The following is a 19,222-nucleotide window of genomic DNA, read 5'->3' on the forward strand; positions in this document are numbered from 1 at the left end:
GAAAATGCTGCTTTTTCCCGGCCGGCGGGCCTGGGAGTGTTTAAGGAAGATTTTACCATTCGGGCAGTCGGTCCGCCGTTCGGGGGGCGGGTTGTCATCCTGGATGGCCCGTCATTCGCTCGGGGGGGTGGCGATGTTTGATTTGTTGACGGGACCTAATCATTTGTACATTGGTACAAATGAACCGGCGACCCCAGTGCCGCCACCGGCGCGTGAGCGGATTACAGCCTGCGCCGGATCGCGGGGATCCGGTCCAGCGGATCGCAAGCCACGTCTTGGAGGACACCATGCAGCCCGAACCGATCCTCGATCTCGCCCATCTCGGCCACATGGAGCTGCTGACGCCGAAGCCGGACGAGAGCCTGAAATTCTTCGTCGACGTCATGGGCATGACCGTCAGCGGACAAAAGGGCGAGTCGGTCTATTTGCGCGGCTGGGACGATTACGAGCGCTATTCGCTCAAACTGACGGCGTCGAAGACGTCAGGCATGGAGCACATGGCGTTGCGTGCGCGCAGCCAGCAGGCGCTGGAGCGCCGCGTTGCGGCGCTGAAGGGGTCCGGCTTCGACATCGGCTGGATCGACGGCGACATGGGGCAGGGGCCGACCTTCCGCTGCCGCGATCCCGATGGACACATCGTCGAGCTCTATTACGAGACCGAATGGTATCAGGCGCCGCCCGAGCTGAAGCCCGCACTGAAGAACCAGGCGCAGCGCTTTCCCGCGCGTGGCGTCAACGTCCGGCGCCTCGACCACCTCAATTGCCTCGCCGTGGACATCAAGGCGAACCGCGAGTTCTTCGAGAATTATCTCGGCTGTCGGCTCACCGAGCAGATCGTGCTCAACGACGGCCGCGAAGCGGCGATGTGGCTGACGATGTCGAACAAGAGCTACGATTTCGCCTATTCGCTCGACCATTCCGGCACGCCCGGCCGCTTCCACCACGTCACCTACGCGCTCGACAGCCGCGAGGAGATCTTGCGCGCCGCCGACATCTTCCTGGAGAACGGCATCCACATCGAGACCGGCCCGCACAAGCACGCGATCCAGCAGACTTTCTTCCTCTATGTCTATGAGCCCGGCGGCAATCGCGTCGAAGTCGCCAACGCCGGCGCCCGTCTCATCCTCGCGCCCGACTGGAAGCCGATCGTGTGGACCGAGGAGGAGCGCAAGAAGGGACAGGCGTGGGGCCTGAAGACGATCGAGTCGTTCCATACTCACGGCACGCCGCCGGTGGACGTGAAGAAGCACGCTTAATGTGCTGAGGTCCGGAGGCGCGTGACTGTCTCGCGCACGCCGGTCCATGCTGGCCTGTCCGGTGCGAACTGCTTGCGCAGGAACGTGACGAGTTCCTCGACCTGTGCGTCGCTCATGCTGTTCTTGAATGCCGGCATGTAGCCGAGATCGCTCGACACCGGCTCGGCGATGCCGTGCAGGATGATTTGAACGAGATTGTCCGATGTCGCGCTGTGCAGATTGCTGTTGAGCGCGAGCGAGGGGCGGCTGCCGAACAGCGGCAGGCCGCCGACCTCGTGGCAGACGGCGCAGGCGCCCTGATAGAGTCGCGCGCCGGCTGAGGACGCCATCGTGACTTGCGTTGAAGCTTCGAGCTTTAGAGCAATCGCATCCTGGGCTTTCCCGTCGGTCGCGGCGTCACTGAACGAGTTGAGATAGACGGCCATGGCGCGGATGTCCTGGTCGGGCAGGGCCGCGAGATCCCTGACGATCGGCGCCATCGGTCCGGCGGCGACGCCATGATATCGCGAGTGGCCGGTGCGCAAATAGGCGAAGAGCTCGTCCTCGCTCCATGGGATCGGCGCATGCGAGAGCGAGGTCAGCGGCGGCGCCTCCCAGCCTTCGGCAAAGCCGCCGGCGAGATAAGCGCCACGCTGCTCGGCGCCGAGTGCGTTGCGCGGCGAATGGCAGCCGCTGCAATGGCCGAGGCCCTCGACGAGATAAGCGCCGCGATTCCAGACCTCGGATTTGGCGGGATCAGGCTTGAACTCCCGCGTCTGGTGGAACAGCGCATTCCAGCCCGCGAGCAGCGGGCGGAGATTGAACGGGAAGGCGAGCGTATTCGTAGGCTGCGTCGAGCGCACTGCTGGTTGCGCCATCAGATAGGCATAGAGCGCCTGCATGTCGGCATCGCCAGTCTTCGAAAAGTGCGTGTAGGGGAAGGCGGGATAGAGCTGCCGTCCGTCGCGATGCAGCCCGTCGCGCATCGCGCGCTCGAACGCGGGATAGGACCAGGCGCCGATTCCGGTCTCGATATCTGGCGTGATGTTGGTCGCGTAGATCGTGCCGAACGGCGTCCCCAGGGCGCGGCCACCGGCGTTGAGCGCACCGCCGATCATGGTGTGGCACTCCGCGCAATTGCCGAGTGCGGCCAGTTGTTGCCCGCGCGCGATCGTTGCGGCGGAATAGACGGATGCATCGGGTCGGGTGATCGGCGCGATGGCCCGGCCCGGCAAAAGAGCCGCACCGATGCCGATTGCCGCGGTGCAGACTGCCGCGATCGTCGCGAAGACGCCGGCGCGTTTCGCGAAGGGATTTTCCCAGATGCGGGATGGCTGTGGCGTAGCGGGAGCTGGCAGCGCCTGCGGCGTGGCCGGGGCGCCGCCGTGCAGCCCCTTGAGGATACGCTCAGGCGTGAACGGCGGCTCGCGAAATCGGACGCCGGTGGCATCGAAGATCGCGTTCGCAATCGCGGCCGCACTCGGGACCGAGGCGGATTCGCCGACGCCGAGCGGCGGTTGGTCCTGCCGCGGCAGCAACAACACGTCGATTTTGGGCACGTCAGGGAAGGGGATGATCGGATAGGCACCCCATTCACGCGCCGAGACTGCGCCGCGCTCGAACGAGACCTCCTCCATCAGCGCGCGGCTGGTGGACTGGATGACGTTGCCGTGGATCTGGTGGCGCACGCCGTCCGGGTTGATCATCAATCCGGAGTCCTGCCCGGCGACCACGCGCGTCACGCTGACGTCGCCGGTGGCCTTGTTCACGGCAACGTCGGTGACCCAGGCCGACCACGCCGCGCCGTAGCCGGGGAATTTGCTGTGGACGTAGAGCGCATAGGCAAAGCCGCGCCCATGCACGATCTCGCCGTCTTTCTCTTCGCGCACCGGCCGCGGCGTCCAGCCCGCCCGCTCGGCGACCGCATGGACGAGATCGACGGCGCGCTGGTCCTTCAGGTAACGCAGGCGATATTCGATCGGGTCGACGCCCGCCTCGGTTGCGGCCTCGTCGATATAGGATTCATGCGCAAAGGTGTTCGGCAGGGCCGAGACGCCGCGAAACCAGGACGCACGCACGATCGGCGCCATGTCGTGTGCGACGACGCGCATGTGGTCGTAATCGTAAGGCGGGATCGCGGTGCGGTCGCCCATCTGGAGGACGTCCGGCCTCGGCGATATCCGCCCCGTCAGCAACAGCGCCAACGTCGGGGCGGCATTCGACGGATAGCGCGTGGCGAGATCGTAGGCGGCGACGTCGCCCGCCGCGTCCAGGCCGCCATTGACGTCGATGAGCTGCGCGGCGCCTTTGGGCTCCCAGGCGTGCTCCTGTTCGCGCGTCAGCTGCACGCGCACGGGCCGGCCGACCGCGCGCGAAAGCAACAACGCGTCCGCGGTGACATCGTCGGCGCAGTTGCGGCCGTAGCAGCCGGCGGCCTCCAACCTGATGACCTCGATCTCGCTCTCGGGACGCTCGATCAGCAGCGACAGGTCTGCGCGCAGCACGTGCGGGTTCTGCGTGCCCGACCAGACACGGATGTTACCGTCCTGGAAGTCGGCGACCGCGCAAGACGGGCCGATCGAGGCATGCATCTGATATGGCCAGACGTAAGTGCGCTGCATCGGTTTGGCCGCACCGGCAATGGCAGCGTCGACGTCGCCCTTGTCGATCAGCGTCCGCGGCGTCGATGGATTGGCGCGCAGCGCGTTCTCGACGTCGGCGAGATCGGTCAGTTCAGGCGTCGGTCGCCAGCTCACCGCAAGCTGCTCCGCCGCGCGGATCGCGTTCTCCTCGCGCTCCGCGACGACGCCGACGAAATCGCCAATCCGTACGACGGCCATGATGCCGGGAATGTCGCGCACCGAGGATTCGTCGACCGAAATCAGGCTGGTGCCGACGAACGGGCCGGCGTCGACCCCGGCATAGGGCGGGCGCACCACGCGGCCGTGCAGCATGCCGGATACGCGGATGTCGTGCACGAAGGTCAGCTCGCCCGTGGCCTTGGCCGGGAGGTCGACACGGGGCATCGATTGGCCGACAATGGCGTAATCGCCCACCGGCTTGAGGGCGACGTCGTCGGCAAGCTCGAGACGAATGGTCTCTCCACCGATCAACTCGCCATAGCTGATGCTGCGATTGTCGTGCCCGCGCACGAGGCCGTCTTCGATCCTGAGATCGGCTGCCGGCAGCTCCAGGTGCTCGGCCGCACGTGCGATCAGGAAGTGTCGCGCCTGCGCGGCGGCTTTGCGCAGGGGAACGGCGGTAATCTGGATGGTCTCGCTCGCGATCGTCGCGCCCTGGTTCGGCACCGTTGCGGTGTCGCCGAGCACGACGACGACGCGGGCAAAGGACACATCCAACTCCTCGGCCACGATCTGGCCAAGTGCCGTGCGGATGCCGGTGCCGAGATCGACATGACCATTGTAGGCGCTGACCAAACCCTCCGCGGTAATGCGGACGAAGGTCTCGGAGGTGCACTCGTCCACCGTGCGGACGACGACGAGCGAGCCGGATTGCAGCTCAGCTCCGTTCGGATGCGGGGAGGCCATCAATCACCGGCCTCGGCGAGCTGGCCAGACGCACGCATCACGGCGCGAAGAATTTCGATATGCGTGCCGCAGCGACAGAGATTGTAGCGCAGCGCCGCCAGCGCCTCCTGCTCGGTGGGCCGCGGGTTGATCGCAAGCAGCGCCTTGGTGGTCATGATCATGCCATTGAGGCAATAGCCGCATTGCGCGGCCTGCTCGTCGATGAAGGCCTGCTGCACCACATCCGGGTTGTCGCGGATACCGAGCCCTTCGAGCGTCACGATGTCGCGGCCGGCGCAGCCACTGATCGGAATGACGCACGAGCGCGCCGCCGCGCCATCGATCAGGACAGTGCAGGTGCCGCATTCACCGAGGCCGCAACCGTATTTCGGACCGTTGAGCGCGAGATCGTTGCGCAGCACATAGAGCAGCGGCGTGTCTCGCGCCGCAGTGAGCTCGTGGATTCTGCCGTTCACGGTGAGGCGGATCGGTGTCTGCGTCATCCTCGTTCCCAAGTCGATTTGTTGAGCGCCGCGGCCAAAGCTTCGCGAATTCCAAGTCCGCTCAAAATCTACGTTGCGACGATACCGTTTGTACACAAACGTGCAAGGCGTGCATGCCGCAGTGCAGCGCGAATGCCTTCTTTGTGGACAGGGTGGGTAGGCAAATGAGGTTTTATGCGGCAGGCGTATGTTTTGCGCCGCACCGCCGCTTGACAGCCATCGGGAGGGCGCGCAACATCGTTCGTGTACAAATGATAACTGCACTGTCGGCTGGCTTTGACATGGTGACTGAACCTACGAGCGCCGCCATCGACAAGATCCGCTGCGATGCGTGTCCGGTGATGTGCTACATCAAGCCGGGCGCGGCGGGCGCCTGCGACCGCTATGCCAATCACGAAGGCAAGCTCGTCCGCGTCGATCCGCATGTGATCCTGGAGCGCACCGTGTCGCATGGCGGCAAGCTCGTTCCGTTCAGCCGCACCGAAGATTGGGACGGCAAGATCGTCCACGAGCCTTCCACCTTTGTAACGGCGATCGGCGCGGGGACGACCTATCCCGACTACAAGCCGGCGCCGTTCATCGTCTCGGCGGAGGTCGACGGCGTCGACATGGTGACTGTCGTCACCGAGGGCATCTTCTCCTATTGCGGCATCAAGGTGAAGATCGACACCGACCGCTATCTCGGGCCGGAGACGGCAACCGTCCGTGCACAAGGCGAGGCGGTCGGTCATGTCACCACCAGCGAATACGGTTCGCAGATGCTGTCGCTCGGCGGCGTGCATCATCTGACCGGCGGCTCCAAGAAGGAGGGCCGCGTCACCTGCGACACGCTGATGGATCTCGCAAATTGCAAGGCGGTCGAACTCACCATCGACGGCGGCGCGAGCGTGGTGGTGCAGGCCGGCCAGCCGCCGATCGTCAACGGCATGAAAGAAGAGCGCATGCGCGTCGGCTGCGGCTCGGCGACGATCGGCATGTTCGCCAAGCAATGGCACGGCAAGGTCGACGAGGTCGTCGTGGTCGACGACCATATCACCGGCGTGCTCTCGGAGCACCAGGCCGGCAAGCTGCTCGACATCGCCGATACGGGCATCAAGATGAAGGGGCGCCGCTCGACGCCCGGCCGCTATTTCCAGGTCGCCGATCCCGGCACGGGTTGGGGCGGCACCAATATCTCCGATCCGCTCGCAATCCTGGGACCGTTCGACGCGAAGGAGGCCAAGCCTGGCCTCACCATGCTGATGGTCTCCACGACGGGCGAGCATTCGTCCTATTACGTGCTCGACGAAGCCTTGAAGCCGGTCGAGACCGAAATGCCTGACGACCTCAAGTTCTCGGTCGAGCGCATTCAGGAGAATTGCGAGCCAGCGCTGTGTACGGTGCTGTTCATGGCCGGCGCCGGTGGTTCCTTGCGGGCGGGCGTGACCGACAATCCAGTGCGGCTGACGCGCTCGGTGAAGGACGCCCTGACGCGCGTCACCAGTGGCGGCGCGCCGGTCTATGTCTGGCCGGGCGGCGGCATCACCTATATGGTCGACGTGACGCAGATGCCGGCGGGGGCGTTTGGTTACGTGCCGACGCCGGCGCTGGTCGCGCCCATCGAATTCACGATGAAGCTGTCGGACTATGCGGCACTCGGCGGGCACATGGATTATGTGAAACCGCTCTCCGAAGTTCAGGGCGGCGAGGATGTCCGCCAATTGCCCTGGCAGAACCCGATTCCGGGGCCTCGGGCATGACAAGGCTCCCGCAAATCGCGTTGCTGTCTGATGGCCGGCGGCTGCATTTGCAGGATGGACCGATTGATTTGATCGTCGAGGCGAGGGGGGCTGCCGACGCAGTGCGCGCGGCCTATGAGGCTGCGGCCCGGCGCTTCACGGGTTTGCTGGACGAGCTCTGCGCGGAACTGCCAGAACTGCGGGCGGCAGCTGAGCCGGAGCGGACATTGCTGGTAGGCGCCGTGGCGCGCCGCATGCACGCCGCGGTGGCGCCCTATGCCGCTGATGACTTCATTACGCCGATGGCGGCGGTTGCCGGCGGCGTGGCGGAGGAGATTCTCGGCGCAATGCTGAACGCTGCGGCGCTCGATCGGGCCTATGTCAACAATGGCGGCGACATTGCCCTACATCTCGGCCAGGGCCGGCATTTTTCGGTCGGCCTGATGGACCGGCCCGATCGCGACGGCGTGATGCGGACAATCAGGGTGGACGCCGATGATTCCGTGCGCGGCATTGCGACCAGTGGACGGCACGGTCGCAGCTTTTCGCTCGGGATTGCCGATGCGGTGACCGTGTTGGCCGGAACGGCCTCGCAAGCCGATGCCGCCGCGACGATCATTGCGAATGCCGTCGATCTGCCGGGGCATTCGGCGATCATCCGAAAGCCTGCGTGCGAGCTTCAGCCCGACAGCGATCTCGGCGCGCGGCTCGTGACCCGCAACGTTGGTGGATTGTCGCAGAACGAGATCGCCACCGCGCTCGAATCTGGCGCGGAATGTGCACGGCAATTATTCGATCGCGGATTGATCGACGGTGCCGTGTTGCAGCTTTGTGGTGATATGCTTGTCATCGGGACCAAGGATATTGAACGGCAACGATCGCGCCCGCTTGTACAAGAGAACGCGGTTCATGCCTGAACAGGGAAGCGGCTTGAGGAAACAATCATGAGTGCGATCATCCGCAAGATCGTCACCGTTGTCGAAGAGACGCAGATGGAGATGGGCCGCCAGGTCTCGCCGCCGACGCGGCGTGCGGCGGCAATCGCCGTGATCGAGAACCCGTTTGCCGGAAAATATGTCGAGGATCTCTCGCCGCTGATCGCGATCGGCGAGGAGCTCGGCGAGCTGCTGTCGAAGCGTGCGGTGGCGGCGCTCGGCATCGAGGGTTCCAAGGCGCAGAGCTATGGCAAGGCCGCGGCCGTCGGCGAGAACGGCGAGCTGGAGCATGCAGCCGCCATCCTCCATCCGAAAATGGGCGCGCCGGTCCGTAAAGTGCTGGGCAAAGGCGCTGCGCTGATCCCCTCGTCGAAGAAGCGCAGTGGACCCGGCACGACGTTGGACATTCCCCTAGGTCACAAGGACGCCGCCTTCGTGCGCAGTCATTTCGACGGCATGGAAGTGCAGATCAACGACGCGCCGCGCGCCAACGAGATCATGGTCGCGGTCGCCGTCACCGACAGCGGCCGTCCGCTGCCGCGCGTCGGCGGGCTGACCGTTGCGGAGATCAAGGGCGAAGACGGACTGCGTTAATCTTTTCAGAAAAGTGGAGGTTGGGATGCGAGCAAAGAACTATTTTGTCGGCGCGGCGTTCGCGCTGTTGGCAAGCGGCATGGCTCATTCGGCCATGGCGGAAGACATCAAGATCGGCGAGATCAACAGTTATTCGTTGCTTCCGGCGTTCACCGAGCCCTATCGCAAGGGCTGGCAGCTCGCGGTCGAAGAGATCAACGCAGCCGGCGGCATCAACGGCAAGAAGCTCATCGTCGTGTCCAAGGACGACGGCGGCAAGCCGGCGGATGCGCAGACCGCGGCCAACGAGCTGGTGTCGAGCGAGGGCGTGGCGATGCTGACGGGTACGTTCCTGTCGAACATCGGTCTTGCGGTCAGCGACTTCGCCAACCAGAAGAAGGTGTTCTTCCTGGCGGCCGAGCCGCTGACGGACGCCATCACCTGGTCGAAGGGCAACAAGTACACGTTCCGACTGCGCCCCTCCAATTACATGCAGGCGGCGATGCTGGTGGAAGCAGCCAGCAAGCTGCCGGCAAAGCGCTGGGCGACGATTGCGCCGAACTATGAATACGGCCAGTCCGCGGTCGCGGTGTTCAAGAAGCTGATGTCGGAGAAGCGGCCCGACATCCAGTGGGTCGACGAGCAGTGGCCGCCGCAGGGCAAGATCGACGCCGGCCCGGTGGTGCAGGCGGTTGCCGCGGCCAATCCCGAAGCGATCCTCAACGTCACCTTCGGCGCGGACCTCGTGAAGCTCGTGCGTGAAGGCAACACCCGCGGCCTGTTCAAGGGACGCGAGGTCGTCTCGTTCCTCACCGGCGAGCCCGAATATCTCGACCCGCTCAAGGAGGAGACGCCAGAGGGCTGGATCGTCACCGGCTATCCCTGGTACTCGATCAAGACGCCCGAGCATGATGCGTTCCTGAAGGCCTATCAGGCCAAGTACAACGACTATCCGCGCCTCGGCTCGATCGTCGGCTACCAGACCATCAAGTCGGCGGCGGCGATCCTGGCGAAGGCCAATTCGACCGATCCGGAGAAGCTGATCACTGCGGCGGAAGGGCTGTCGATGCCGTCGCCGCTGGGCGAGATCACCTTCCGCAAGATCGATCACCAGTCGACGCTCGGTGCCTATGTCGGCAAGACCGCGCTGAAGGACGGCAAGGGCGTGATGGTGGACTCGTCTTACAAGAAGGGCGCGGATTATCTGCCAAGTGATGCCGAAGTCGAGAAGCTGCGTCCGAAGGATTGATCTCCGCTGCCGTAGGGTGGGTTAGCCGGAGGCGTAACCCACCACGGTCTGTACCCGCAGAACCAGAAGAGGTGGGTTACGCTGCGCTAACCCACCCTACGAAGCTCTCTCTCCCCGCAAGCGGGGAGAGGTGATGCAACACTAACCCGGACCGCCGATGGCCTTTTATGTCGTACAGTTTCTGACCGGTCTCGCCAGCGCAGCGTCGCTGTTCCTGGTGGCGTCGGGCCTGTCGATCATCTTTGGCGTGACGCGGATCGTGAATTTCGCGCACGGCGCCTTCTACATGATTGGTGCCTATATCGCCTTCACGCTCACCGAGCGCCTATCGGGGACGTTCGGCTTCTGGGGCGGGATCGTCATCGCTGCGCTTGCCGTGGCGGTGATCGGCGTCATTGTCGAGATGGTGCTGCTCCGGCGGATCTATCACGCGCCCGAGCTGTTCCAGCTGCTTGCGACCTTCGGCCTGACCTTGATGGTCGAAGACCTCGTCGTCCTGATCTGGGGCCCGGACGATCTCGTCGGGCGCCGTGCACCCGGCTTCAAGGGGGCGATCGACTTCTTCGGCCAAAACATCCCGAGCTATGATTTATTCCTGATCGTGCTCAGCCCGGTCGTGCTCGGCATTCTCTGGCTTTTGTTTCAGCGCACGCGCTGGGGCGTGCTGGTGCGCGCAGCGACGCAGGACCGCGACATGGTCGCAGCGCTCGGCGTCAATCAGAAATGGCTGTTCACGAGCGTGTTTGCGGTCGGCGTTTTCCTCGCCGCTCTCGGCGGTGCGCTCCAGATCCCACGCGATGCCGTGCATCATGCGATGGATTTGCGCATCATCGTCGAGGTCTTCGTTGTCGTGGTGATCGGAGGCCTCGGCAGCATCATCGGTGCTTTCGTCGCGGCGGTGCTGGTCTCCGAGCTCAACGCCTTCGGCATCCTGATCTTTCCCAAAATCTCCATCATCCTGGTGTTCCTGGTGATGGCGGCGGTGCTGATCGTGCGGCCCTGGGGCCTGTTCGGCAAACCAGAGGCCCCCGCGCGCAAGACGCCGGGTCTCACCGTCAATCCCTGGCGGCCGCTGACGTCGAATGAGCGGCTGGCTGCGCTTGCAGCGCTCGTCATCGCAGCGACGCTGCCGCTGTTCGCCGGCAACTATGCACTGACCGTCGGCTCGGAGATCGCGATCTCCGTGATCTTCGCCGTCAGCCTGCACTTCCTGATGTCGGTCGGCGGGCTCGCGTCCTTTGGCCACGCCGCCTATTTCGGCCTCGGCGCCTACGGGGTCGCTTTCCTCGCCAAGATGGCGGGACTGCCGATGATCGTCTGCCTGTTGCTCGGGCCGCTGCTCGGCTGCATGGGCGCTGCCGTGTTCGGCTTCTTCGCGGTACAGCTCTCCGGCGTCTATTTTGCGATGCTGACGCTCGCGTTCGCGCAGATCGTCTGGTCGATCGCGTTCCAGTGGGTGAGCGTGACCGGCGGCGACAACGGCATCCTGGGCGTCTGGCCCGCGAGCTGGGCCGCGAGCCCATCGCATTTCTATTGGCTGTCGCTCGGTGTTGCTGCGCTCGTGACGATCGCTTTGCGGGCAATGGTGTTCTCGCCATTCGGCTATGCGCTGAGAGCAACGCGCGACTCGCTGCTGCGCAGCGAAGCGGTCGGCATCAACGCCAAGCGCATCCAGTGGACGGCCTTCGTGATCGCGGGCACGACCGCGGGCATCGGCGGCGCGCTGTTCGCCTACCTCAAGGGTAGCGTCTTCCCGGACAATCTCGGCATCTCGCTCTCGGTCGATGCGCTGGTCATGGTGCTGCTCGGCGGCGTCGAGACGGTGTCGGGCGCGGTGATCGGCGCCATCGTCTACAAGGCCTTGAACATCTGGCTGGTCAGCCAGACCGATCTGTCAAAACTCGTGCTCGGCGGCTTCATCGTTCTGATCGTCGTCGTCTTCCCCAAGGGCATCGTCGGCATGCTGGAGACGCTGGCGCAGCGCCGCAGGAAGGCATCGCCGCCGGGCTCCCCCTTGCTTGCCAAGCCGATCGAGTCCGCCGAATGAGCGTCGCCCCCCCACTTCTCGCGGTCGAAGGACTGACCAAATCCTACGGCGGCGTCCACGCCGTGCGCGGCGTCTCGTTCTCGCTGCGATCAGGCGAGATCCTGGCGCTGATCGGACCGAACGGCGCGGGCAAGAGCACTTGTTTCGATATGCTCAACGGACAGAACAAGCCTGACACCGGCCACGTCCGCCTGCTCGGCGAGGACACAACCGGCAGGAAGCCGCGCGAGATCTGGCGGATGGGCGTGGGCCGCACCTTCCAGATCACCGCGACCTTCGCGACCATGACGGTGCGCGAGAATGTGCAGGTCGCGCTGATCTCGCATGGCAAGCAGCTGTTCAATCTCTGGGGCTCGGCGCCGAACTTCGACCGCGGCGAAGCCGGGCGACTGCTCGAACTGGTCGGCATGGGCGGCTATGCGGATCGCCCTTGTGGCGAGCTTGCCTATGGCGATCTCAAGCGGCTCGAGCTTGCCGTCGCGCTCGCCAACCAGCCAAAGTTGCTGCTAATGGACGAGCCGACCGCCGGCATGGCGCCGCGCGAGCGCGTCGATTTGATGCGACTGACCGCGCAGATCGCCCGGGAAAAATCGATCGGCGTTCTCTTCACCGAGCACGACATGGACGTGGTGTTCGAGCACGCCGATCGCATCATCGTGCTCAACCGCGGCACGCTGATCGCCGAGGGCTCGCCGGCCGAGGTCCGCGGCAATCCGCAGGTGCAGGCGGTCTACCTTGGCGAGGGCCTGCTATACGATGCCGGGCATCGCGAGGGAGCATCGGCATGAAGCTCACGGTGCAAGACCTCAATAGTCATTATGGCCCGGCCCATATCCTGTTCGACATCGGCTTCGAGGTCGGCGAGGGGGAAGTCGTGGCATTGCTCGGCCGCAATGGCGCCGGCAAGTCGACGACGTTCCGCTCGATCGTCGGGCTCGTCGCGCAGCGCTCAGGACGGATCATGTTCGAAGGCAAGGATGTCTCGGCGCGTCCAACGCATGAGATCGTGCGCGATGGGCTTGGTTACGTGCCGGAGGAGCGGCGTATCTTCACCGATCTGACGGTGGAAGAGAATCTGGAAGTCGGCCGCCAGCCGAAGCGCCCGAACGCGCCGCACTGGACCCGCGACAAGCTGTTTTCGCTGTTCCCCAACCTCGGCGAGATGAAAAATCGCCCGGGTGGCCGCATGAGCGGCGGCGAGCAGCAAATGCTCACCATCGCACGCACGCTGATGGGCAATCCGTCGCTGGTGCTGCTCGACGAGCCCTCGGAAGGCCTGTCGCCGAAGATCGTGGAGCAGATGGTTGAGGCCATCCTGACCATGAAGAAGGAGGGCGTCAGCATCGTCGTCTCCGAGCAGAATCTGCACTTTGCGCGGCTGATCTCCGATCGCGCCTATATCATCGAGCGCGGCCGCATCTGTTTCGGCGGCACCATGGCCGAGCTCGATGCGCGTCCGGATATCCGCGACGCACATTTGTCGTTGTAGGGGGCGGGGAGCGGATGGCGAGAAGCGTCGCGGCGAAGAAAAGCGTCAAACCGGCAAAGCCGCCTTACGTGCTCGATGAGCAGGTTGGCTTCATCCTTCGACAGGTCTGGCAGCGCCACAGCGCGATCTTCTCTCGCGAGATCGGCACCAATATTACGCCGACGCAATGGGCGGCGCTGTCGAAGCTCGCCGAGGCCGGGCCATGCTCGCAGAACCAGCTCGGGCGCCTGACGGCGATGGATGTGGCGACCATCAAGGGCGTGATCGATCGTTTGACGGCGCGCGGCCTCACCGAGACCAGCCAGGATCCCGAGGACGGACGGCGGCTTCTGGTCAGCCTGACGCGCGCGGGGCAACAGCTGGCGGAAAAGGTCGCGCCGAATGCGCTCGCGATCACACGGGAGACGCTGGCGCCGCTCGAGGCAAGGGAGCGCGAGATGCTGATGGCGCTGTTGAACAAGCTGCGGTGAGGTGCGACTAACCTCGGTGAAGGTCTTGTCGAGGTTTTTTGATATGAGAGCGGCGACCCGCTTTGCGATGGTTCTGAGTATGAGTGCGGTGCTGGCAAGCCAGTGTGCTCACGCCCTGGCGGCGCAAGCCTATGAGGGGTTCTGGGCGTCAACCAAAAAGGATTGCCGCGACCAGGACAGCGCCAACCGCATGAGCATCGAGGGCGGCAACCGCCTCTATTGGTACGAGACCAGGTGCCGCGCCAGCGAGGTCACGGCCGACGGGCACCTGAGCTGGAAAATGAAGCTCGCTTGCGAAGGCGAGGGCGAAAAGTATCGCTCCAGTCCCCGGGTTTCCATTGCCGCTGACGGCAAGCTGGTGGTGGACGACAGTCCGGTCGGGCAAGGCAAGCGCCAGACCTACGTGCGTTGTGAAATCGCTAAGCGCCGCTGATTGGATGATCAGCTTTTTCCGAGGGACCGCGCGGAGCGGCGAACCGCTCCGGCTGCGTCACTTCGCCACCACCTCCGGCACCCTGCCGGCCGGCGGAGTGTTGCGGCTGCGCTGGGTGCGCACGATACCGTCGATGATGGTCATGCCGATGCCGGGGAGGTCGCCGAGCTGCACGCTGTCCAGGATGTTCTTGCCGGCCGAGTGCTGCGCCTTGTCCATGATGACGAAATCGGCCGAGCGGCCGACTTCGATCAGGCCGCAATCCAGTTCGCGCATCCGCGCCGTGTTGCCGGTGGCAAGGCAAAACGCGACCTCGGCCGGCAGGTCGCCAAGCGAGGACAGCATCGACACCATGCGTAGAATGCCGAGCGGCTGCACGCCGGAGCCGGCCGGCGCATCGGTGCCGAGGATGACGCGGTGCAGATCGCCCATCTCGCGCGCAATGCGCAACGTGAATAGCGCCGAGCGCTCGTTGCCATTGTGGACGAGCTCGAGGCCGCGCTTGCAACCCTCGCAGATGCAGCGGATCTGGTCGTCGGGAAGCGCGGTGTGGCCGCCATTGATGTGGCCAACCACGTCCGTGTCGGCCTCCAGCACCACGTCCTTGTCGATCAATCCGGAGCCGGGGATCGAGGGACCGCCGGTGTGGATCGTGCTCTGGATGCCGTATTTGCGGGCCCAGCCGACCATTTTTCGCGCTGTGGGGCCGTCCTTGACGCCGCCCAGGCCCACTTCGCCGAGCAGCTTGACGCCGGCTGCGGCCAACTCCTTGAAGTCCTCCTCCACCATCTCGCACTCGATCACAGGCGCGCCGGCGTGAACCTTCACGCCGCCAGGCCGCAGATTCCAGAATGCGCGCTGGGCGAAGATTGCCATCGCCTTCAACCCGACGACGTCGCGCGGGCGGCCGGGCATGTGCACCTCGCCGGCGGAAATCATCGTGGTGACGCCGCCATGCAAATTGCTGTCGATCCAGCCGATCTGGTTCTGGCGCGGCGTCCAGTCGCCCGCAACTGGGTGGACATGGCTGTCGATCAGGCCGGGCGCCACCGTGGTGCCGTTGGCCTCGACGATGGTGGTCGCGCCTTCGGCGTTGAGGTCCTTGAAGCGGCCGATCGCGGTGATCTTGCCGTTCTCGGCGACGATGGTGTCGCCGTCCAGGATCGGCTTTTCCAGCGCGCCGGACAGGATCAGGCCGATATTGCGGATCACGAGCTTCGAGGGTCCGGCGGCCTGGGGTGCGTCATGCGCCATGGAATGGGTCCTTATCCTTAACTGCAACGCTTCCGATCTTGGGCAGCCTTGACCCCGGGATCAAGCCGGATTATTCATTAGTATACAAATGATCGTGTACAAACGACGCATAGCTGCCGCCTTGAAAACCGCCACGACGCGCCACGGAAGGGTGAGATGAGCAATTTCAATCAGGAAGCCGTTTTGAGCGTCCACCACTGGACCGACACGCTGTTCTCCTTCAAGACCACCCGCAGCCCGACCTTCCGCTTCCGCAACGGCGAATTCACCATGATCGGGCTCAAGATCGGCGAGAAGCCGCTGCTGCGGGCCTATAGCGTCGCCAGCGCCAATTACGAGGACACGCTGGAGTTCTTCTCGATCAAGGTGCCGGACGGCCCGCTCACCTCACGGCTCCAGCATCTGAAGGAAGGCGACGAGATCATCGTCAGCCGCAAGGCCACCGGCACGCTGGTGATCGACAATCTGGAGGACGGCCGCAACCTCTACCTCATCGGTACCGGTACGGGCCTTGCGCCGTTCCTGAGCGTGATCAAGGATCCCGAGACCTACGAGCGGTTTGAGAAGGTCGTGCTGCTGCACGGTTGCCGCCACGTGAAGGAGCTCGCCTATGGCGAGATGATCACCGAGACGCTGCCCAAGGACGAGCTGATCGGCGAGTACATCCGTAGTCAGTTGATCTACTATCCGACCGTGACGCGCGATCCCTTCCGCAATCGCGGCCGCATCACCGACCTCATCACCTCGGGGAAGCTGTTTTCCGACATCGGCCTGCCGGCCTTGGAAGCCGCCCACGACCGCGTCATGATCTGCGGCAGCCCGGCGCTGGTGGCGGATACCCGCGTGCTCCTCGGCGAGCGAGGGCTTGTCGAGGGCAATCACGGCGAGCCGGCCCAATTCGTGGTCGAAAAGGCCTTCGCCGAACGCTAGGCCCGGAATTTTCGCGCAATAAGACCGTATTTTCGCCGCCGGACGCCCGTTGCGGCGCCGATTCGGCGCGCGATACACTGTGGGAACGAATCAGCGGAGTTCCCACATGGTTGCGGACAGCGACAGCAACATCGCCTGGCACCGGGTTCAGTTGAAGAAGAACCGCGCCGAGCTGAAGGCGCTCGAGACCGCGCGCTTCACGATGGGCGAGATCGCGTCTTCGAAACGGAACGGCCAAACCCAGAAGGCGGTCGGGGAACTCAGGCGCAAGATCGCGCAATCCGAGCGCGCCATCGCCGATCACGACAAGCGCACGCGCCGTCCGCTCACCACCGACCTGCAAAGCCTCAGCAAGGGCAGCTGGAGCAATTGGGACGCCTACACCAACCAGCAGCAGCGCAAGATCAGCCCGCGTTCGCCGGGGCGGGGGTAGATTCGTCTCTCTACGCCTGCACCGCCGAAGCGCAGGTTCCGCACCCCTTGCGCGGGCGGCGTCGTGCACCATCTCGGTGAGACGCCATCAACCGCTTCGGTGATCACATGGCGCCACGCCTCGATTTCACCAGCGAGGCCTTCTTTCGCGATCCACCCAGGGCGATCGCGACGTTGCGCATGTCCGGTGCTGTTGTCGCGGTGCGATTTCCTCTCGTCGGCGATGTCTGGATCACCACGACCTACGAGGCCGCGGCGCAAGTCCTGAAGGAGGGCAGCAATTTCACGCTGCGCAAGGAGGATGGCGACGTCGCAGGTTTGCGCTGGTGGATGCCGAACTACGTTAGAACCATCGCCAACAACATGCTGACGATGGACGAGCCTGACCACACAAGGCTGCGCAGCATCGTGGACGAGGCGTTCCGACGCCGCGCGATCGTCGCGATGGAGCCGCGTATCCGCGCCATCGCGGACGGTCTCGCCGACGAGCTGTTCTTGGCAGGAAGCCCGGCCGATCTCGTCCAGCGCTATGCCCGCATCCTGCCGCTCGCGGTGATCTCCGAGCTGCTCGGATTGCCGTTGGCCGATCGCCCTCGCTTCATCGCCTGGGCCAATACGATGTCCTCGCTTACGAACGTCGTCAGCTTGTTCCGCCTGCTGTTCGCGTTCCGCAAGATGCGAGCCTACCTCGAACGGCAGCTGCAGATTGCCCGCGTGCGGGGCGGCGAGGGCCTGATCGCGGAGCTGGTCCAGGTCGAGCGCGAGGGCGGCCAGATCACGCCGGACGAAATGGTGTCGATGGTGTTCCTGCTGCTCGCGGCCGGCTCCGAGACCACCACGCATCTCATCAGCGGTTCCGTCTACGAGCTCCTCAGAAATCCCGGCGTCCGCGACTGGCTGGCACAGGACTGGAGCCGCGTCGGGATCGCGGTGGAGGAATTCCTGCGCTTCGTGTCGCCGGTGCAGTTCTCCAAGCCGCGCTATGTGAGGCGGGATATCGAGCTCGCGGGCGTGCGTCTCGAGAAGGGCGATCGCGTCATGGTGATGCTCGCCGCCGCGAATATGGACCCGGCGATGCATGATCGTCCCGACAGCATCGATCTCGCGCGCAAGCCGAACCGTCACATGTCCTTCGGAACGGGAATCCATTTCTGCCTCGGTCATCAACTTGCCCGGATCGAGGCGGCGTGCGCCCTGGAGGCGTTGTTCGTGCGATGGCCGAAACTTGGCCTTGCTGTGGACGTGTCTCAGATCCACTGGCGCAAGCGACCGGGCATGCGTGCGATCGCGAACCTCCCTGTCGTGCCCGACGGCCACGGAGCACAGGCGACAGCGTCAGCTGGATCGATGACGGTTCGTTCCCAGCCAGTGGCCTGCTGAGACTTACGCCTTGCGGAAAATTTTCTCTGCACTCGTCGGTAGGAACGGCATGCCGTTGCTCTAGTTGTTTTTGCGACATCGAAAGCCGCGATGAGTTCCTCCGGTCGATGTCGCAGATCAACAACAGGAGACAGCATCATGACCGGCAAGATGCCACCTGTTCCGGCCGAGAACCAAAGCCCGAAGGGAACCGGCGACAGCAAGCAAGTGTCCTCGACTGCCCCGCACGGCCAGCAGCGTGCGCAAAATCCAGACCAGCAAGGGCAGCAGGGCAACATCAAGCAGAACACCACCAACCAAGGCTATCAGCAGGATCGCTGAGGAGGTGACATGTCGACATCCACCAAGACACCGAACAGCATCCGTCAGGGCGGACCTGGCGCTTCGCATGAGAATGCGAAGGCACCGCTCGAAGTGAAGAAGCCACCGGCGGACGACCCGCAGCGCAACCACAGCCGCGTCTCCGGCGGAGGTGGCGAGCACGATTCACACCACAGGCATGACGAGGCCGGAAAGGGCGGAGGCAGGTGAGGCATGACCAATAGGCAACCCAAACTCTACGCACCGACCGAAAAGGATCTGCACGAAAATCCCCTGATCGGCGGATCGAAGGGCGCAACGATGGCCGGTATCTCGCCTGAGGACCTCGAGGACGCCCTGGGCGAGAACACGATCGAAGGCGACGTCGAGAACGACGTGAACGCCACTGGCGGCATCGACAAGGACGTCGCGCGCAGTGGCACGCACCGACGAGACCGATAGCTCCGGAGGACGAGCATGCAAGGCAAGAAGACCCACGAGCAACAGGTTCGCATCCTCGAGCGCAAGCCGGATGTTCCAGACGCGCGAGAGCTTGACCAAGCCATCGGCCACAATCCGGAGGACACGGCCGTCCATCGCGCGCGACCCGAGGCGCGGCAGAGTGAATTTCCGGTGAGCCGGGGCGGCCTCAACCAGGAGAGCGACCACAACAAGCACAACGACACCGGCCAGAGCGGCCACAAGCCCCCGAAACCGACGCCGGCCCAGCAGAAGCACTGAGCCTCA

At 64.4% G+C, this 19,222-nt stretch carries 20 protein-coding genes; 17 read left to right on the top strand and 3 right to left on the bottom strand.

Going from position 1 to position 19,222, the window contains the following annotated elements:
- The first annotated feature begins 287 nt into the window (after positions 1-287).
- Entirely contained in the window at positions 288-1,256 is a 969-nt protein-coding gene (locus AC0L3A_RS09730; RefSeq protein ID WP_007592461.1) for a catechol 2,3-dioxygenase, read from the top strand.
- On the opposite strand, the gene AC0L3A_RS09735 is transcribed toward AC0L3A_RS09730, so the two are convergent.
- Both AC0L3A_RS09735 and AC0L3A_RS09740 read right to left on the bottom strand, forming a co-directional pair.
- Positions 1,253-4,783, bottom strand: coding sequence for a molybdopterin cofactor-binding domain-containing protein (locus AC0L3A_RS09735; protein ID WP_007592459.1), 3,531 nt, complete (start codon positions 4,781-4,783; stop codon positions 1,253-1,255). The two genes, AC0L3A_RS09730 and AC0L3A_RS09735, sit on opposite strands and share 4 nt — an antisense overlap.
- Positions 4,783-5,265, bottom strand: a complete 483-nt coding sequence (locus AC0L3A_RS09740) for a (2Fe-2S)-binding protein (protein WP_007592457.1) — start codon at positions 5,263-5,265, stop codon at positions 4,783-4,785. Before AC0L3A_RS09740 ends, AC0L3A_RS09735 begins: the two co-directional genes overlap by 1 nt.
- Positions 5,266-5,546: 281 nt before the next feature.
- Here AC0L3A_RS09740 and AC0L3A_RS09745 point away from each other — a divergent pair, with 281 nt between their 5' ends.
- The 9 genes from AC0L3A_RS09745 (at position 5,547) to AC0L3A_RS09785 (ending at position 14,179) form a co-directional block, all read left to right on the top strand.
- A complete protein-coding gene (locus AC0L3A_RS09745) occupies positions 5,547-7,004 on the top strand; it encodes a hypothetical protein (RefSeq protein ID WP_035992890.1) in 1,458 nt (485 codons plus the stop codon).
- A complete protein-coding gene (locus AC0L3A_RS09750) occupies positions 7,001-7,900 on the top strand; it encodes a UPF0280 family protein (RefSeq protein WP_473254250.1) in 900 nt (299 codons plus the stop codon). The genes AC0L3A_RS09745 and AC0L3A_RS09750 overlap by 4 nt, the downstream gene beginning before the upstream one ends.
- 27 nt (positions 7,901-7,927) lie before the next feature.
- Positions 7,928-8,512: an amino acid synthesis family protein gene (locus AC0L3A_RS09755; RefSeq protein WP_219682571.1), complete on the top strand. Its 585-nt coding sequence runs from the start codon at positions 7,928-7,930 to the stop codon at positions 8,510-8,512.
- A 25-nt stretch (positions 8,513-8,537) separates the two neighbouring features.
- Complete coding sequence (locus AC0L3A_RS09760) at positions 8,538-9,740, top strand: ABC transporter substrate-binding protein (protein ID WP_473254251.1); 1,203 nt, start codon at positions 8,538-8,540, stop codon at positions 9,738-9,740.
- A gap of 157 nt (positions 9,741-9,897) precedes the next feature.
- Positions 9,898-11,787 (top strand): ABC transporter permease, encoded by a 1,890-nt coding sequence (locus tag AC0L3A_RS09765; protein ID WP_473254252.1) that lies wholly within the window; start codon positions 9,898-9,900, stop codon positions 11,785-11,787.
- Positions 11,784-12,575, top strand: a complete 792-nt coding sequence (locus AC0L3A_RS09770) for an ABC transporter ATP-binding protein (protein ID WP_007592447.1) — start codon at positions 11,784-11,786, stop codon at positions 12,573-12,575. The genes AC0L3A_RS09765 and AC0L3A_RS09770 overlap by 4 nt, the downstream gene beginning before the upstream one ends.
- Positions 12,572-13,276 carry an ABC transporter ATP-binding protein gene (locus AC0L3A_RS09775; protein ID WP_007592446.1) on the top strand — a complete coding sequence of 235 codons (705 nt, stop codon included), beginning with the start codon at positions 12,572-12,574 and terminating at the stop codon, positions 13,274-13,276. Before AC0L3A_RS09770 ends, AC0L3A_RS09775 begins: the two co-directional genes overlap by 4 nt.
- A gap of 14 nt (positions 13,277-13,290) precedes the next feature.
- Entirely contained in the window at positions 13,291-13,746 is a 456-nt protein-coding gene (locus tag AC0L3A_RS09780; protein ID WP_027517315.1) for a MarR family winged helix-turn-helix transcriptional regulator, read from the top strand.
- A gap of 43 nt (positions 13,747-13,789) precedes the next feature.
- Positions 13,790-14,179, top strand: a complete 390-nt coding sequence (locus AC0L3A_RS09785; protein ID WP_219682574.1) for a hypothetical protein — start codon at positions 13,790-13,792, stop codon at positions 14,177-14,179.
- A gap of 57 nt (positions 14,180-14,236) precedes the next feature.
- Here the strand turns inward: AC0L3A_RS09785 and AC0L3A_RS09790 are convergent, their stop codons facing one another.
- Entirely contained in the window at positions 14,237-15,433 is a 1,197-nt protein-coding gene (locus AC0L3A_RS09790) for an amidohydrolase family protein (protein WP_473254253.1), read from the bottom strand.
- A gap of 156 nt (positions 15,434-15,589) precedes the next feature.
- On the opposite strand from AC0L3A_RS09790, the gene AC0L3A_RS09795 reads away from it, so the two are divergent.
- From AC0L3A_RS09795 to AC0L3A_RS09825, 7 genes are all read left to right on the top strand, one after another.
- Positions 15,590-16,363 carry a ferredoxin--NADP reductase gene (locus tag AC0L3A_RS09795; RefSeq protein WP_473254255.1) on the top strand — a complete coding sequence of 258 codons (774 nt, stop codon included), beginning with the start codon at positions 15,590-15,592 and terminating at the stop codon, positions 16,361-16,363.
- A 106-nt stretch (positions 16,364-16,469) separates the two neighbouring features.
- Positions 16,470-16,796, top strand: coding sequence for a hypothetical protein (locus AC0L3A_RS09800; RefSeq protein ID WP_007592438.1), 327 nt, complete (start codon positions 16,470-16,472; stop codon positions 16,794-16,796).
- Between the two features lie 107 nt (positions 16,797-16,903).
- Positions 16,904-18,175: a cytochrome P450 gene (locus AC0L3A_RS09805; protein ID WP_219682577.1), complete on the top strand. Its 1,272-nt coding sequence runs from the start codon at positions 16,904-16,906 to the stop codon at positions 18,173-18,175.
- A gap of 138 nt (positions 18,176-18,313) precedes the next feature.
- Positions 18,314-18,496 (top strand): hypothetical protein, encoded by a 183-nt coding sequence (locus tag AC0L3A_RS09810; RefSeq protein WP_007592434.1) that lies wholly within the window; start codon positions 18,314-18,316, stop codon positions 18,494-18,496.
- A 9-nt stretch (positions 18,497-18,505) separates the two neighbouring features.
- On the top strand, positions 18,506-18,706 hold the full coding sequence (locus tag AC0L3A_RS09815) for a hypothetical protein (protein ID WP_007592432.1): 201 nt from the start codon (positions 18,506-18,508) through the stop codon (positions 18,704-18,706).
- A 3-nt stretch (positions 18,707-18,709) separates the two neighbouring features.
- Positions 18,710-18,937, top strand: a complete 228-nt coding sequence (locus AC0L3A_RS09820) for a hypothetical protein (protein ID WP_035992886.1) — start codon at positions 18,710-18,712, stop codon at positions 18,935-18,937.
- A gap of 15 nt (positions 18,938-18,952) precedes the next feature.
- Positions 18,953-19,216: a hypothetical protein gene (locus AC0L3A_RS09825; protein ID WP_035992883.1), complete on the top strand. Its 264-nt coding sequence runs from the start codon at positions 18,953-18,955 to the stop codon at positions 19,214-19,216.
- Positions 19,217-19,222 lie beyond the last annotated feature (6 nt).

It is taken from the genome of Bradyrhizobium sp. MI1.3, from assembly GCF_055811695.1.